The 16,518-nt window shown below is 40.9% G+C and carries 14 protein-coding genes and 6 tRNA genes; 5 read left to right on the forward strand and 15 right to left on the reverse strand.

All coding sequences use genetic code 11. The annotated features are described in order from the left end of the window. Positions 1–107: 107 nt before the first annotated feature. The 8 genes from LVY74_RS15025 to LVY74_RS15060 all read right to left on the reverse strand — a co-directional run bounded on the left by LVY74_RS15025 (position 108) and on the right by LVY74_RS15060 (position 1,793). A tRNA-Val gene (locus LVY74_RS15025) sits at positions 108–183 on the reverse strand. Between the two features lie 24 nt (positions 184–207). After that, positions 208–284: transfer RNA gene (locus tag LVY74_RS15030), tRNA-Asp, on the reverse strand. Between the two features lie 44 nt (positions 285–328). Further along, a tRNA-Val gene (locus LVY74_RS15035) sits at positions 329–404 on the reverse strand. Between the two features lie 19 nt (positions 405–423). Then, positions 424–500 (reverse strand) — tRNA-Asp (locus tag LVY74_RS15040). 47 nt (positions 501–547) lie between these two features. Beyond that, positions 548–624, reverse strand: a tRNA-Asp gene (locus tag LVY74_RS15045). A gap of 23 nt (positions 625–647) precedes the next feature. After that, a tRNA-Val gene (locus tag LVY74_RS15050) sits at positions 648–723 on the reverse strand. A 159-nt stretch (positions 724–882) separates the two neighbouring features. Beyond that, the gene (gene elsL / locus LVY74_RS15055) at positions 883–1,416 is read right to left on the reverse strand and encodes a cell wall-recycling L,D-carboxypeptidase ElsL (RefSeq protein ID WP_237815748.1); all 534 of its coding nucleotides are present in this window, start codon (positions 1,414–1,416) and stop codon (positions 883–885) included. Beyond that, a complete protein-coding gene (locus LVY74_RS15060) occupies positions 1,416–1,793 on the reverse strand; it encodes a YbaN family protein (RefSeq protein ID WP_237815749.1) in 378 nt (125 codons plus the stop codon). The genes elsL and LVY74_RS15060 overlap by 1 nt, the downstream gene beginning before the upstream one ends. Positions 1,794–1,856: 63 nt before the next feature. Between LVY74_RS15060 and LVY74_RS15065 the strand changes: the two genes are divergently transcribed. The 3 genes from LVY74_RS15065 to dapE all read left to right on the forward strand — a co-directional run bounded on the left by LVY74_RS15065 (position 1,857) and on the right by dapE (position 4,217). Further along, positions 1,857–2,753 (forward strand): DUF1853 family protein, encoded by an 897-nt coding sequence (locus tag LVY74_RS15065; protein ID WP_237815750.1) that lies wholly within the window; start codon positions 1,857–1,859, stop codon positions 2,751–2,753. A 76-nt stretch (positions 2,754–2,829) separates the two neighbouring features. Continuing rightward, positions 2,830–2,970 carry an entericidin A/B family lipoprotein gene (locus tag LVY74_RS15070; RefSeq protein WP_151710458.1) on the forward strand — a complete coding sequence of 47 codons (141 nt, stop codon included), beginning with the start codon at positions 2,830–2,832 and terminating at the stop codon, positions 2,968–2,970. A 113-nt stretch (positions 2,971–3,083) separates the two neighbouring features. Next, complete coding sequence (dapE, locus tag LVY74_RS15075) at positions 3,084–4,217, forward strand: succinyl-diaminopimelate desuccinylase (RefSeq protein WP_237815751.1); 1,134 nt, start codon at positions 3,084–3,086, stop codon at positions 4,215–4,217. A 52-nt stretch (positions 4,218–4,269) separates the two neighbouring features. Here the strand turns inward: dapE and LVY74_RS15080 are convergent, their stop codons facing one another. The 6 genes from LVY74_RS15080 to pilG all read right to left on the reverse strand — a co-directional run bounded on the left by LVY74_RS15080 (position 4,270) and on the right by pilG (position 13,134). Further along, complete coding sequence (locus tag LVY74_RS15080) at positions 4,270–4,719, reverse strand: hypothetical protein (RefSeq protein ID WP_237815752.1); 450 nt, start codon at positions 4,717–4,719, stop codon at positions 4,270–4,272. A gap of 12 nt (positions 4,720–4,731) precedes the next feature. Further along, on the reverse strand, positions 4,732–9,594 hold the full coding sequence (locus LVY74_RS15085) for an Hpt domain-containing protein (protein WP_237815753.1): 4,863 nt from the start codon (positions 9,592–9,594) through the stop codon (positions 4,732–4,734). Positions 9,595–9,713: 119 nt separating this feature from the next. Then, entirely contained in the window at positions 9,714–11,783 is a 2,070-nt protein-coding gene (locus LVY74_RS15090; RefSeq protein WP_237815754.1) for a methyl-accepting chemotaxis protein, read from the reverse strand. 46 nt (positions 11,784–11,829) lie between these two features. Then, the gene (locus LVY74_RS15095) at positions 11,830–12,357 is read right to left on the reverse strand and encodes a chemotaxis protein CheW (protein ID WP_237815755.1); all 528 of its coding nucleotides are present in this window, start codon (positions 12,355–12,357) and stop codon (positions 11,830–11,832) included. 3 nt (positions 12,358–12,360) lie between these two features. Next, entirely contained in the window at positions 12,361–12,729 is a 369-nt protein-coding gene (locus LVY74_RS15100) for a response regulator (protein ID WP_151710452.1), read from the reverse strand. A 21-nt stretch (positions 12,730–12,750) separates the two neighbouring features. Further along, positions 12,751–13,134: a twitching motility response regulator PilG gene (gene pilG, locus LVY74_RS15105; RefSeq protein ID WP_237815756.1), complete on the reverse strand. Its 384-nt coding sequence runs from the start codon at positions 13,132–13,134 to the stop codon at positions 12,751–12,753. Between the two features lie 287 nt (positions 13,135–13,421). Between pilG and LVY74_RS15110 the strand changes: the two genes are divergently transcribed. Both LVY74_RS15110 and LVY74_RS15115 read left to right on the forward strand, forming a co-directional pair. Beyond that, entirely contained in the window at positions 13,422–14,039 is a 618-nt protein-coding gene (locus tag LVY74_RS15110) for a hypothetical protein (protein ID WP_237815757.1), read from the forward strand. A gap of 104 nt (positions 14,040–14,143) precedes the next feature. Then, the gene (locus tag LVY74_RS15115; protein ID WP_237815758.1) at positions 14,144–15,859 is read left to right on the forward strand and encodes a proline--tRNA ligase; all 1,716 of its coding nucleotides are present in this window, start codon (positions 14,144–14,146) and stop codon (positions 15,857–15,859) included. A gap of 66 nt (positions 15,860–15,925) precedes the next feature. Here the strand turns inward: LVY74_RS15115 and dcd are convergent, their stop codons facing one another. After that, the gene (gene dcd, locus LVY74_RS15120) at positions 15,926–16,495 is read right to left on the reverse strand and encodes a dCTP deaminase (RefSeq protein WP_151710448.1); all 570 of its coding nucleotides are present in this window, start codon (positions 16,493–16,495) and stop codon (positions 15,926–15,928) included. Positions 16,496–16,518: the final 23 nt, after the last annotated feature.

The following is a 16,518-nucleotide window of genomic DNA, read 5'->3' on the forward strand; positions in this document are numbered from 1 at the left end:
CAGCAATCAGCAATCAGCAATCAGCAATCAGCAATCAGCAATCAGCAATCAGCAATCAGCAAAGCTTAATCTGAATTGTATATGATCAAAGAGATTTTGATGAAATATGGTGGGCGCTGACGGGATCGAACCGCCGACATTCTGCTTGTAAGGCAGACGCTCTACCAACTGAGCTAAGCGCCCTATATAGGGAGTGGACTTAAGAAATGGCGCAGCGGACGGGGCTCGAACCCGCGACCCCCGGCGTGACAGGCCGGTATTCTAACCAACTGAACTACCGCTGCACGGTAAACCTAAAAGCCAAGTCGCAAGACTTTTAAGTTGAATATGGTGGGCGCTGACGGGATCGAACCGCCGACATTCTGCTTGTAAGGCAGACGCTCTACCAACTGAGCTAAGCGCCCTCAAAAGCGTTTTTGTAAATGGCGCAGCGGACGGGGCTCGAACCCGCGACCCCCGGCGTGACAGGCCGGTATTCTAACCAACTGAACTACCGCTGCATTTACGCATATCGCATTTGGGTACAAACAATGATTAAGATCTAAAGTGGCGCAGCGGACGGGGCTCGAACCCGCGACCCCCGGCGTGACAGGCCGGTATTCTAACCAACTGAACTACCGCTGCACTAAGATCTTAACGTAAAGGCTTGGTGGGCGCTGACGGGATCGAACCGCCGACATTCTGCTTGTAAGGCAGACGCTCTACCAACTGAGCTAAGCGCCCTTAACGTCTTTATCGTTTGTGAGGTGCATTATAGAGAATCTTTATGGAGTGTCAAACGCTTTTCGATGCATTTCGCACTTTTTGTATCTGAATGATTAAAAAATAAGTTATTTTTCGAAAAATGAGGCAGATTTGAATAAATTCTATGCATCTATATTATTAAATTTTAAGGGAATCATAAATTTGTTGATCAAGTTGATGTTCCGATAAGTACACCAAAGCGCCTTCATTGATGAGATCAAACACCTGTATGACATCCTGATTTCGCATCCGAATACAGCCATGCGATGCCGCAATACCCATGGGCTGATCCTCAGGAGTTCCATGAATATAGATATAACGGCGATACGTATCACAGCCCTCACCCAGATTAAATCCAGCTTCTAAACCTTTGAGCCATAAAATTCGAGATAAAATCCAGTCACGTTCAGGAAACTGCTGTGCATATTCTGTTGAAAAAACCTCGCCTGTTGCTTGACGGGCAATAAAAACGCTATTAATTGGTAAATTATGTCCAAATTTTTCAGAAATTTGATGCCAACCACGAGGGGTTTTACCACTGTCTTCAGCTTCGCCAATACCATTCAGCCCTGATGAAATTGAATACTGCTTATTGAATTTTGGCAAAAGTAAAGTTTGGGTTTTGAGGTCAATTAAAATATCAGCATCGTGTAATGAAGCAGGAAGTATCATTATTTTCTCAGAGAATTTTTAGTGGGTTCGGGTCTTTGCCACAACCAAATCGCCACGATCAGCATAGTGACATCCGTAAATAATTTAACTAACAGTGGTGCTTTGGTAAACAGCATAATAATACCACTCAGGAACATCATCCCCGATGCCCAATATTTCGCCTTACGTGGCACAGTTCCATGCTCACGCCAATTACGGAGTGTTGGGCCATATTTTGGATGTTTGAGTAACCATGCATCGACTTGTGGCCAGCCTTTTGATGCTGCCCATGCTGCTAAAATTAGAAAAACGGTTGTCGGCACACCTGGTAAAATTGCACCTATGATTGCTAATACTAAGAAAATAATGACCAGCATGCGCCAAAACAATGTTTTCATTCAACAGTCTGCTTAGATGAACAATGCTAGTATAAGGTTTTCATGGTGTTTGGTGTAATTTTAATGCTTGCCTGTTCTGCACAACCCACGACTTATTTCGAGCCTTGGTTAAACTTCCGACAACCTTGTGTACGGCAACTCGCTTTTACAATTGCAAGCCCAAATTTAATTCAATATTTACCCACTGAATTAAACATTCAACACGCTTTTGAAATACACCCTGCTGAACTATGGCAAAAATACTATCAGCAATATCAAGAGCGCCTAATAGAATTAGACCAAAATCCTGCTCCATTACTACAGTTTCTTGCACAGCTTAAAAGTACACGGCTCGGTTTACGTTTTGAGATGCTGCTCTGGTTCTGGCTACAAGATAACCCTGAGCAGCGTTATCATCCCTATGAAGTAATTGGACATAGCCTACAACAAATCGAGGGGGCTAAAACTTTAGGCGAACTTGACTTTCTGCTATTGAATCATCAAACACAACGCATCGAACACTGGGAAGTTGCTTTAAAATACTATTTAGCAGAAGGTGATTATACTTTACCTCATTGGTATGGCTTAAATCGTGATGATACTTTTCTCAAGAAGCTACGGCATTTTACTGAGCGCCAATTTCAGTTTGAACATGTATCCTCTCTCGATATTCAGCAGAAATTTGCTATTTTAAAAGGGCAATTATTTTTACCAAATGTTACCGCAGTTACAATTCCAGCATGGATTCAAACTGCTCGACGTTTAGGAAAATGGGGGCATACTATTCCCCAACAGCCCATGTATCATCTCACACGACATGAATGGATTTGCCCGAATACACAAGCAACATCTGCACCTGCAATTTGGTGGTGTAATGATCTTTATTATGATTTTAGCTCACAGCAGTCTTATATGTATCGCCAACCTGCGCTCATTGATTTTGTATACAAATGCTACAATGAATTACATTTTAAGTGTTAAACATCAATACTTTTTCCAATCTGGCTTGTTTATGCTGAGTCTACATTAACAAAAAATGTAACCTTGGAGACTCTTAATGAAAAAAATTCTATTTGCTTCAATCGCTCTTGCTGTTGTTCTTACAGGTTGTAATACTGTGCGTGGGGTTGGTCAGGATGTATCAACAGCAGGTCATGCTGTATCGGATACCGCAACGAAAACGCAAGAAAAAATGTAATTTTACTGAATATCCAGTTCTTAAAAAACCTTATCTTTCCGATAAGGTTTTTTTATGACAACGTTTCCCCTATCATAATCAGCAAATTCTAGCCTGTTATATTCCTGCTGCTTATGTCTACCTCTGAAACTCTCGATCTTAGTTTACAACTTTTACGCCAACCCTCAGTCACACCCGTTGATCACAATTGCCAAAACATCATGGCAGAACGCCTTGCAAATGCTGGTTTTAATATCGAACCTATGCGTTTTGGCGATGTTGACAATCTATGGGCACGTCGTGGCACAACAGAACCTGTATTTTGTTTTGCAGGACATACTGATGTCGTACCTACAGGTAACTTAGATGATTGGAAAACTCAACCATTTCAGCCTGAAATTAAAGATGGGAAACTGTATGGGCGCGGTAGTGCTGACATGAAAACAGCCCTAGCTGCGATGGTCGTGGCAACGGAACGCTTTGTTGCCAAATACCCTGATCACAAAGGCTCAATTGCTTATTTGATTACTTCTGATGAAGAAGGCCCTGCAATTAATGGCACAGTGAAAGTGATTGAAACCTTAGAAGCTCGCCAAGAAAAACTGAAATGGTGTTTGGTCGGTGAACCATCAAGTACGCATCGCCTTGGAGATATTGTTAAAAATGGTCGCCGCGGTTCACTCAATGCTGTACTCACCATTCAAGGTAAGCAAGGTCATGTTGCCTACCCTCACCTTGCCAACAACCCAATCCATCAAGCATCTGCTGCGATTAATGAACTATGTACGACTGTTTGGGATCATGGCAATGAATACTTCCCTGCAACATCTTTTCAAATCTCCAATATTCATGCAGGCACTGGTGCAACCAATGTCATTCCTGGCACATTAACTGTAACTTTCAATTTCCGCTATTGTACTGAAGTCACTGCTGAGCAGTTACAGGCGCGTGTAATTGAGATCCTCAACAAGCATGGTCTGACATTTGATATTCAATGGACACTCTCAGGCTTACCATTTTTAACGCCAGTTGGTGAGTTGGTTCAAGCAACACAACATGCTATTCGTCATGTCTGTGGAATTGAAACTGAACTTTCGACCAGTGGCGGTACTTCAGATGGTCGCTTTATTGCACCAACAGGTGCACAAGTTCTTGAATTAGGCGTTTTGAATGCAACAATTCACCAAGTCAATGAGCATGTCAATGTTGATGATCTTGAGCCTCTTGCTCATATCTATGAAGAAATTTTAGTGCAACTTCTTGCCTAAAAATGAAAGAAGCCTTCACGTATGAAGGCTTCTTTTTGAAATCACATGCAGACTAGATCGTTATACCTAAGGCACGCTGAATCTCGACCAAGTTCGGAATCTGGTACTGTTTACCTTCAGAGACCACATACTGAAAGACTTTCACGTCATCGACAGGGCGATCATCATCTACAACCTCAGAAATACGTAGGCGAATACCTTGTGGCATTTCATTACACAGCAATGCAAAACGCTGCGTAATTTCCTCTCCTTCGATAATCAAAGCAATTCCATCTTTTACATTCGGGTTATGAATTGAATAAACAGGTAGATCCACCTCATGCCATGTCAGAGCATTGACCTGTGTTGGACTGTTTTGTGCAGACAATACAATATTTTGAGGAATCAGCATCGGCACTTGGTTATAACACTCAATAATATAAGCATCAATAAATCCTGTTGAAACAGAAATTAAGTGCTGTAATTCTTGTTGGTCAATTTCATGTACACGTTCAGTATTCATTCGTGATTATCCTCAAGCCTTTTCCAAAACTTGCTCAATATGCTGGAGCAAATCTGCTTCTTGGAATGGTTTACCCATATAGTGCGTTACGCCCAAGCTAAATGCACGCTCACGGTGTTTTTCACCTGTACGTGATGTAATCATGATGATTGGTAAATCTCGATAAATTGAATGGTGACGTAACGTATTGGTTACTTCGAAACCATCCATTCGTGGCATTTCAATATCGAGCAACATTACATCTGGTTTGATATGCTCAATTTGCTCAATTGCATCGACACCATCTTTAGCAGTCACCACATCATAACCATGACGTTCTAATAAGCGCGAAGTTACCTTACGTACGGTCACAGAGTCATCGACAATCATCACCAATTGACGAGCACGGGTAGCTTTCGCAGTATCACGACGCTGTTCAGTCAATGCTGTCGTACGTTGTGTACTTTGAATACGGCGGGCAATATTATGACCATCTAGAATCAAACATACCTGACCATCACCCAAAATGGTTGCACCACCAATTGCATCAATTTTCGCTAGCTGCTGTCCTAATGGTTTTACAACAATCTGTGCACGAGAACCGATCAACTGATCGACCAATAGCGCAACAGTTTGGTTGTTATTCCCTTTAATTAATAATACAGGGAGTGAATGCCCAATATTGGCTAAACGCGGCTGAGGTTGATAGCCCACAAACTCCGATACATAGCGCAGCTTATATTTTTGACCATCAATACCAAACACTTCGTCATTACTTTCAAAGTAATCCGCCAAAGCTTGCGGTGAAATTCGAACAATACGTTCAATCTGAGTCAATGGAATCGCAAATTGCTGATCAGCGACTTTTACCATCAAGGCATCACTCACCGCTACAGTCGTTGGTACACGAATAACAAAGGTTGAACCACGTCCTTGTTCAGAACGAATAGAAACGTGACCACCTAATGTCTTAATTTCACTTTGTACAACATCTAGACCAACACCACGACCCGAAATCTGAGTTACAGCTTTTGCGGTGGTTAAGCCTGAATGGAAAATGTACTGTAAAATTTCTTGCTGAGTTAAGTTGTGATCAGCACTGATTAAGCCTAATTGACGTGCTTTATTTTCAATCTTGCTTGGATCAATACCACGACCATCATCACGCACTTCAACAATAATGTCTGAACCTTGACGACTGATTTCAATTTCAATACGACCAGCTTCAGGTTTACGTGCTGCAAGACGCTCTTCACCTGATTCAATACCATGGTCAATTGCATTACGTAGCATATGCTCTAATGGCGTAACCAAACGCTCAAGAATACTACGGTCAAGCTCGGCATCTTGATTGACCAAATTCAGATTGACCGCACGATTCAAGGTCGATGAGGTTTGACGAACTAAACGTTGTAAACGGCTGACAATACGCGAGAATGGTACAAGTCGTACACGCATCAAGCCATCTTGCATTTCTGCCTGAATACGAGATTGTTGTAACAGCAAAGCTTCCGCATCACGAACTTTATCTGCAAGGGTAACTTTAAAGTCAATCAAATCCGAAGCAGATTCGGCAAGCGATTTAGATAACTGGTTCAATGACGAATATTGGTCCATTTCCAATGGGTCAAAGTCAGCATAACGCGAATTTTCCATGCCATGTTTAGCAATAATTTGCGTCTCAAGTTCGCCTTCCATTCGGCGCAACTGATCAGATAAACGCTGAATTGCCAATTCCATTTCATTTAATGTCGTGGTGAATTGGCTGATTCCCATTTCAATACGCGAACGGTTAATCGCATTTTCACCCGTCAAGTTGATCATCTTCTCAACTAGACCAGCAGAAATACGAATCATCTCATTGCTTTGATCTGTCGTGCTTTCTGTATCCCACTCACCAAGCATTGAAGGAGGCTCTGTACCATCCCCTTCAACAAAGCCAGCGAAGCTACTAATCGCTGTATCAAATTGACCTGCAACCTGTTGTGGTAACTGCGCAGACAAATCAATAAACTCAATCGTTGCAAGCTGACGTTTTAATGGTTCAACATCATCATATTGATTTGCATGAATTGAAATTTGTAACCATGCAACCGTATTCAACAATAAATTGTCATATACATTTGAGCTAAATTGACGCAATGCAAATTGTTCAAATGTATTTTCTAATGCTGTTGTAATGTCAATGACAGGCTGTATGCCTGCCATACGTGCAGCACCTTTAATGGTATGCGTATCACGTTGTAACTGAAGCAATAAACTACGGTTAGTACGGTCATCAAACCACGCCTGCAACTGAGCACGAATTCGCTGAATAAGCTCTTGAGTTTCTTCAAGGAAGCTTTGATGAATCATGGCTTGCAATTCAGCATCTTCTGATTCAACAGGCTCAACTTCACGTACTGCAGCAACTTCATTCTGCACTACTGCTTGAGTAGATTCAGATTCAACTGTTGCAAGCTCATGTAAAACTTGCAATGTTGCTGTCGCAGGATAATCAATCCCTTTTTGTTGAATCACTTCAACACGTTCAGCAATCTGGTCTTGAGCCAAACGCAAAACTGCCAGTAGATATTCTGTAGGTTGAAGTTGCTGATGAATCAGCTTTTCATATACTGTTTCTAACTCATGCGCAATCAAACCTATTTGCGATGCTTGTATCATATTTGCACCACCTTTTAAGGTATGCAAATGACGCATTAAAACATTCAAATATTCTGGCTTATGATTTTCTTGTAAATAAGCATTAAAATCATGATCAAGCTGTACCAACAAATCTTCAGCTTCATCAAGGAAGATTGAAGTCAGGTCAGCATCAGGTAAGACCACTGCCTGTGCACTTTCGACAGCCAAATGATCGCTGAAAATACGTTGCGCAACACGGCTGATTGGATCACTCAGATGGGTTGTCACAGGTTCAACAGCCACAGGTAAAGCTGTCTCCACTGTAATTAAGTCAACAGGAATCACTGACTCAGGTGCTTGAGTAATCAATGGTTGATGTACTTGATCAATCGATGGCTGCAATAATTCATGCAAAACTTTGAGTGTTGCGGTTGATGCATAATCTTGCTGTGATTCACGTACCACATCAATACGATCAGCCATTGCATCAAGAACCAAACGCAATACTGCGACCAATTTTGGTGATGTCTGTAATTGCTGATTAATCAAACGCTCGAAGATTGTTTCCAATTCATGCGCAATCAGACCAATATTCTTCGCCTGAATCATATTTGCACCACCTTTTAAGGTATGTAAATATCGCATTAAATGATTCAGTGCTTTTAGATGTGTTGGCTCTTCTTGATATACATTAAATGAATGATCGATTTGTCTTAAGAGATCATCTGCTTCATCGAGGAATACATCGACCAAATCTTGATCATCAAGTACAATTGCATCGCCTTGCTGATCTTGCAACAAACGCTGAACATAACTGGCAACATCTAAGCCCGCTTCAGTTGTTTCTGCCTGTTCTTGAACTTGATTCATCCAGTCTAACAAGTCACTCAGAACATGCTCTGTTTGACCTGACAGATAAACAGTTTGACCTGTTGCTAACAAGTCAAAATAATGAATCAATTCCTGATGGGCATGATCAAACAATTCAAATGTATAATCTGAATCGAGTAACCAACGCTTATCTTGCAATTTTTGATAACATGACTTCAGTTTGTCTGCAAGCTGGTGCAGAGCAAGCGTTGAAAACTTCTCTGTATGTTCACTTAAAATTGCAGACTCATGAATTAATTGATCTAGATATATTGCTGTATCATCTTGAACAGACTTTTCAAAGTCATGCTCAGCATCCAACAAATGATCAATATTCAAAGCCATAATATCATTAATCAGACCACTGACACTAAATTCCTGTCTGCTTTGTTCTTGATTTTCTTGATAATTATTCCAAATTTGAGCGAATTCTTCAGCAGCCTGCTGACCTTGTTCTGACCCTTCAGGTGTCAAATCAGCTAAATAGACTGTAATGAAGTCTGAAAAACTTGCCAATAAATCATTTTCAGCATCAGTTAATGATTTCTCTTCCTGCAAATGGGCTTTTAAAGCATGTTCGACATTCGCACTCGCCTGAAAAATAGGCTCAATATGTGCCATGCCTGAACTACCCTTAAGAGTATGCAGTGCACGAATCAATGCATCTGTCTGTTTTGCAGATGGATCTAGCTGTTTTAAGAAATGATTAATTGTTTCAAGATGTTCAAGCGCTTCTTCAAGATAAATTGCCAATGTTTCTGACAATACTAGCTCTTCTTTTGCAACCACTGTAGGCACTACTACAGGCTGCTCGACAGGTACAAGCTCAGGTGTCGCAATATCAACAGTAACCTCTATTGGTTGCTCAATATCAATCAACTCAAGCCCAGTCACATCAGCTTCATTGCTCAGATTTGCAGTCACCATAAGCAAATCATGCAAAGCTGCATCAGGTGTTTGCTGTTGCTGTAACTGCTGCCCCAATAACACCAATGGACGCAAATCCAGAGTTAATGCTTGTTGCTGTTGCAATAATGGGTAAAGCTTATATTGAAAAACCCGAAAACATGCCAATGCGAACTGCTGAACCTGCGCAGAAAAATCAACGCTTTTCGCAATTACTCGATTTAATAAGTCTTCAGTTGTCCAAGCTAGCTCACCAGCCTGATACGCCCCAACCATCCGCCCAGACCCTTTCAAAGTATGAAAATAACGGCGAATGTCTTTTAAATATTGTTCATTATCGGCATCTGCTAGCCATAATGGAAAGAGATGCTCAAACTCAGCCAAGATATCCTGAAGCTCTTCAACAAAGATATCCAAAATTTCAGCATCTTGGTCTAAATAAGTATCTTCAGGCAACGAGATCGTTGTTACTAAATTTTTTAGTATTTCTTTCATCGCTCAAACTTCTTCTGTTTAGCTTGATATTGTTGAGCGCAAGCTAGAACAATCTAGCTACTGCGGTTGCTCCAAGAGCTTTTCATTCTAGAATAAAAAGCTCTTTCGACAGATCTAAGTTATTCTGGCAACTTAAAGTCAGTTACAGATTCACGAAGTGATTCCGCCATATTTGCCAATTCAGAGACTGATCGCGCTGTATCGAAGGTTGCTGTCGTTGTCTGTGATGTAATGTCTTGTACAACGTTCATCGTATTTGCAATATGACTTGCAGATGCAGACTGTAGCTGAGCAGCATTAGAAATGTTATCAATCAACTGTGCCAATGCTCTCGATACGTTTTGAATTTCATCCAAGGCAACACCCGCATCCTTGGCCAAGTTCGCACCACGTACAACCTCGGCAGTGGTATGTTCCATCGAGATAACGGCTTCGTTAGTATCGGCCTGAATGGTTTTTACAAGGTTTTCAATCTGTTTAGTTGCAGATGCAGAACGTTCCGCAAGACGCTGTACTTCGTCGGCAACAACTGCGAAACCACGACCTGCCTCACCCGCCATAGATGCCTGAATTGCTGCGTTCAATGCCAAGATGTTTGTTTGGTCAGCAATATCGTTAATTAACGAGACGATGTTACCAATCTCTTGTGAAGATTCACCCAAACGTTTAATACGTTTTGATGTTTCCTGAATCTGTTCACGAATATTGTCCATACCTTCGATTGAACGATGTACGACATCAGCACCATTGGCAGCAATAACAACCGAACGCTGTGCTACACCCGCTGACTCTGTTGCGTTGGCAGATACTTGGTCAATTGACAATGCCATTTCGTTCATCGCTGCAGATGCACCTGCAATCTCTTGTGCCTGATGCTCAGATGCTTCTGCCAACTGGTTAGTAATATGTTGAGTATCTTGTGAGTAACGTGCAACTTCTTGAGATGTATCATTAATTCGAGATACCAAGTCACGTAACTGGTCGATCGCAAAGTTAATGGAGTCGGCGATTGCCCCTGTGAAGTCTTCAGATACCGTTGCGTAACTACGTAAGTCACCATCCGCCAAGTCTGCAATTTCATCCAGTAAACGTAAAATCGCGTTTTGGTTACGGTCATATTCTTCTTGTAAGCTTTCCATACGTACTTTATCAGCTTGACCACGAAGGCTTAATAAGCGATACGCACAGTACAAGAAGCCAACAAAGCTGATAATTAACAGGAATGCAAAATAAATAGTTGCTGTTGCTGTACTAGAGAGCTTGTTTAATGCTGCTAAAAGTTCACCTGACTGGTTAAAAATCTGTGCTGTAGACTTTTGTACAGCTGCAACTTTTGCAGAGTTTTTATAAAGAACTGCTGCACCTGTCTTAATAACCTGATCATATTCAGCTTGAATTTCTGTTAACTGATCACGTAAATCTGGGTCTTCAACACGAGCAACACCTAATTCAACACTACCATTGAGCTGTGCATTCAAATATTTACCAAAAGTATCAGCATCTGTTTTAAAGTCATTTGCAGATTCTTTTGCTGTATCCGAAACCGATAAAATCGCATCAATCGAACGTAAAATACGTTCTGCAATAAAGACTTGGTTTTTCGCAATAATTACTTGACCTGCAGGCATATTACTACGAACCATTTGATCTACAACAGAGTTATATTCAGCCTGCATACCAGGAACGACCTGACTAATCGCAACGTTCGTATCATATAACTGGTTCAAAATTTTCTCATTTTGAACAATGGTATCAATATTTTTAGAGGTTAGCGTCCATTCAGCATCAACCTTTTTCAAATTATCAGCACTACTATGCACTGTTTTAAGGCTTGCTAAACTGGCGTTAAATTGCTGCTGTAGTGTCTTTAATTTTTTAATCGATTCATCTGAGCCTGAAGCCGTTGCTTCAGTTGCTTGACGGGAAATCATCTGAGATAACAAACGTAAATCACCCAGACTTTCCGTCAAGGTTTTGTTACGTGGCACACTGTATGCCAAAACCAACAGTAGTACAAAAGACACAACTGCGCAAACCAGACCCATTTGAATAAATGGTTTTGCACGATCACGGTCACCAAAGGTTTCCGATGTTGCATCTAGCGTGTTTCTAATTTTACCAACGAAACCGTCACTATTTGTTGTACTGACTTGGTCTGTTGCACCCTTTAATTTATCAAAAAAGCCCATCCAGCTTCTCCCCAGAATCGCAATATTTAGGCGATGTAATCATTTATTACTTGATCGCGGCATTCATATATTCGGTATCTTTCAGCATACGGCTGAATAAGAAAACGTTCCAATCTCGTTGATGCTGGCTAAAATAGCCTTGGCAGTATTTTTGTAGTCGTTGATCTAAAGATCGATTACTCGAAAAGAAGCTTCTTTTGTTAAAGTGCTGAATACCAAGTACTTGATCTACGGCCAATCCTAAATATTGATCTTGATGACTAATACATAGTACTTTTTGTTGGCTTGGATTACGACTTGCTTCACCCGAAAAGTATTCTGGTAAATCAGTAATCGATAGAAGTCGACCACGAATATTTGCCAATCCCTTTAGCCATGACTGGCTATTCGGGATGGTGGTATAGTGTGGATAATAAATAACTTCGGATACTTCACCGAGTGGAGCAACGAAATATTGCCCCAAGATTTCAAACGCAATGCCTGACCATCGATTTACTTCATTTTCGCTTGAGGTATAGTTCTTATTTCCTCGTTTTGCTAAGCGAAGTAATTCGATAAAACCGTTTGCTGCCATAGCTTATCCTGCATTAAGATACTGTTTGATCACATCGATTAATGCTTGTTCTTCCACAGGTTTTGTTAAATAATCGCGCGCACCTTGACGTTTTCCCCAAACACGGTCAGTCGCCTGATCTTTTGTACTTACAATAATAATTGGGATATGTTTGGTTTTTTCCCCTCGTGTAATTTGACGAGTTGCCTGAAAACCATTCACTCCCGGCATTACAACATCCATGAGAATCAGATCAGGGAGTGCAGATTCAGCAAGTGTTACTCCATCTGCACCATTGCTTGCATCAAGCACTTCATAGCCATGTTTAGTGAGAATCTCTTTAAAACGAAAAGTTTCTGTAGGAGAGTCATCTACGATTAAAATACGTGCCATTCTTTAATTTTCCCAAAACACTTATGCAACGTGTGTACGAATTGCATCAATCAATTCATCTTTACTAAATGGTTTAGTCAGATATTGATCTGACCCAACAATACGACCTTTTGCCTGATCAAACAAGCTATCTTTACTCGATAGCATGATAATTGGAATATTCTGATATTGTTGTGAATTTTTGATTAAAGCACAGGTTTGATAACCATCTAGACGTGGCATCATGATATCGACAAATACAATATCTGGATTCGTTTCAGCAATTTTTGATAATGCTTCAAATCCATCTACCGCAGTCACAACATCATATCCTTCACGTTGTAAAAGTGTTTCAGCTGTACGACGAATGGTTTTTGAATCATCAATTACCATAACTTTTAAATTTTTTGGGTTATCTTCTTGCATTTAATGATCCCTTCCCATTGAAACAATGAAAATCGCAGTATTTAGATGGGTTTTTCACAGTTATTTACAGATATTAAACATCTATTTCATTGCTTTTTCAACGAAGCTTTTCTGCTACTTTACCCATTTTTATTGACCAAGATAACAAAGTATTAATTTTTAGAGGAATAGTCTACTTTTTTTTCGTGAAAAACTTAAATTAGTCTTGAGTGGTGTAAAATGCTTAGCGGATAATATGAGCTGAATTGACAAAAATCTGATTATTTTTCTCAACGTTTGGGGACCACATGAATTTTAAACAGCGAAAGTTGATGAAAATAATCGCCTGTATTGTTATATGTTGCCTTAGCTCCCCAACACTTTTTGCGGATGATTCAACACCAACGCCTGCTTGGTATCGCTATTACGACAACAATGGTGTAGCAACCATCAGCTCATCTGTTTCACCCGCACACATCCGTAGAGGATATGATGTCCTCGACCGTCGAATGCAAGTCTTGCGCCATGTCCCTGCATTCAGTTCAGAAAGAACCCAACAAAGCGCACAATCTCACGCTATACAATCTAAGCAACGTGAAACTGATCAACGCTTAAAACAAGCTTATACCTCAAGCCGCACAGCAGAACTCAAAAAACAAGAAGCACTTCAATCTATCAAAACCCAAATCGGGATTCAACAACGTCAAGCAAAAGAGATTTACACCGATCAACTGAATTTACGTCGAGCTGAACAAGAATATGTTCGACAAGGCAAGTCTGTCCCTCCTACTTTAAAAAATCAGCTCAAACAAAATGACAATAGTATTGAGCGCAGTAAAAGTACGATCTTGAATTTGCAAAACAACTATCGAGAAACACAGTTAAAATACGATCGAATCATTTCCCGTCTCAAATTAATGGAATAATTCAGCACAATCCATGTCATAATTTTGCAGCTAAAATGCTTCAATTTTTTGAAGTGTTTTTATCGTATAATTTTTTCAACTTTTAAAGTACTAGGACAACCTCCATGCGCGCGAGTCGCTTTTTATTTGCAACGTTAAGAGAAACCCCAAACGATGCGGAAGTTATTTCGCACCAACTTATGCTTCGAGCAGGCATGATTCGTAAATTGGCATCAGGTTTATACACTTGGTTGCCCATGGGTAAACGTGTGCTAAATAAAGTTGAAGCGATTGTTCGTGAAGAAATGAATCGCTCTGGTTCTTTAGAAGTGTTTATGCCTGTCACTCAACCCGCAAGCCTATGGGAAGAGTCTGGTCGTTATGTGCAATACGGCCCTGAACTTCTACGCTTCAAAGACCGCCATGATAATCCGTTTGTGCTTGGCCCAACGCATGAAGAAGTCATCACCGATTTGGCGCGCAATGAACTCAAAAGTTATAAGCAACTACCAATTAACTTCTATCAAATTCAAACCAAATTCCGTGATGAAATTCGCCCACGTTTCGGGGTCATGCGTTCACGTGAATTCATTATGAAAGATGCATATTCATTCCATGTGGATCAAGCCTCTCTTCAAGAAACTTATGATGTGATGTACGACACCTATTGCCGTATCTTCACACGCTTAGGTTTGAATTTCCGCCCAGTACAAGCCGATACAGGTTCAATTGGTGGTTCAGGTTCTCACGAATTCCACGTACTTGCAGACAGTGGCGAAGACGATATCGTATTCTCAACTGAATCTGATTACGCAGCCAATGTTGAAAAAGCGGAAGCTGTTTTAGTCGGTGAACGTCAAGCACCCGCTCAAGAACTTCAAGTTGTCGAAACACCGAATACAAAAACCATTGCTGATGTTTGCGCATTCTTAAAATCTGATCCAAAAGACTCTGTGAAAGCACTTTTGGTTCAAGGTGTTGCACAAGAAGATGGCAATGTTCCTGTCGTTGTATTATTCCTTCGCGGCGATCATGAACTCAATGAAATTAAAGCTGAAAAGCATCCACAAATTGCTGCTCCACTAACGTTTGCCACTGAAGCTCAATTACAGCAATATGGTTTAACTGCAGGTTTCACAGGCCCACAAGGCTTAGTTGAAAAAGGCTTAACGGTTATTGTTGACCGTGCTGCATCAGTACTGTCTGACTTTGTTGCAGGCGCAAACCAAGTTGATCACCATGCGACTGGTGTAAACTGGGAACGTGATGCGCAAATCAGTGAAGTCTATGACCTTCGTAATGTCGTTGACGGCGATCCATCTCCAGATGGTAAAGGCGTTCTACAAATCAAACGCGGTATTGAAGTGGGTCACATCTTCCAGTTAGGTCAAAAATACTCTGAAGCCTTAGGCTGTAAAGTTCTGGGTGAAGATGGTAAACCATTAACCGTCACCATGGGTTGTTATGGTATTGGTGTAACGCGTGTTGTCGCATCTGCCATTGAACAGAACTACGATGAAAAAGGCATCCTTTGGCCGTCAGCGATTGCACCATTTGAAGTTGCGATTGTGCCAATGAATGCACACAAATCACCACGCACACTAGAAGCCGCTGAAACACTTTATGCTGAATTACAAGCACAAGGTTTTGATGTGTTACTCGATGATCGTAATGAACGCCCAGGCGTAAAATTCTCTGACCTTGAGTTAATGGGTATTCCACATCGTATTGTGATTGGTGAAAAAGGTCTTGAAGCAGGCACTTTTGAATATAAAGGTCGTCGCGATGCTGAATCAATCAATATCAGCAAAGATGAACTTCTTGCAAAACTCAAAGGCTAATTTGGCCGCATAAAAAAATCCCGCAAGTTTGCGGGATTTTTTATATTCGACTGTTCGTGCGCTTGATTAAGCCTTCGGCAATGTTACGCCTTGCTGACCTTGGTATTTACCACCACGATCTTTATAAGAGGTTTCACAGACTTCATCTGATTCAAAGAACAGCATTTGCGCAACGCCTTCACCTGCATAAATACGTGCTGGTAAATTAGTGGTGTTTGAAAATTCCAAAGTCACGTGCCCTTCCCATTCAGGCTCAAGCGGTGTCACATTCACAATAATACCGCAGCGTGCATAGGTTGATTTACCTAGACAGACGGTCAATACATTACGTGGAATACGGAAGTACTCAACCGTACGTGCCAATGCAAAAGAGTTTGGCGGAATGATACAAACATCAGATTCAATATCGATAAAACTTTTGTCATCAAAGTTTTTAGGATCAACAATTGCAGAGTGTACATTGGTAAAGACTTTAAATTCGCGTGCACAGCGAACATCATAACCATAACTAGAAACACCGTAAGAAATCAGTTTCTCACCCTGTTCATTATAGCGAACCTGATTCGGTGCAAACGGTTCAATCATACCGTGTTGCTCACTCATTTCGCGAATCCAACGATCAGACTTAATGGCCATGTAGCTATTCCAAAATCACAAAT

The sequence above is a fragment of the Acinetobacter sp. ME22 genome, from assembly GCF_022012315.1.
In the GTDB taxonomy this organism is placed as follows: domain Bacteria; phylum Pseudomonadota; class Gammaproteobacteria; order Pseudomonadales; family Moraxellaceae; genus Acinetobacter; species Acinetobacter brisouii_A.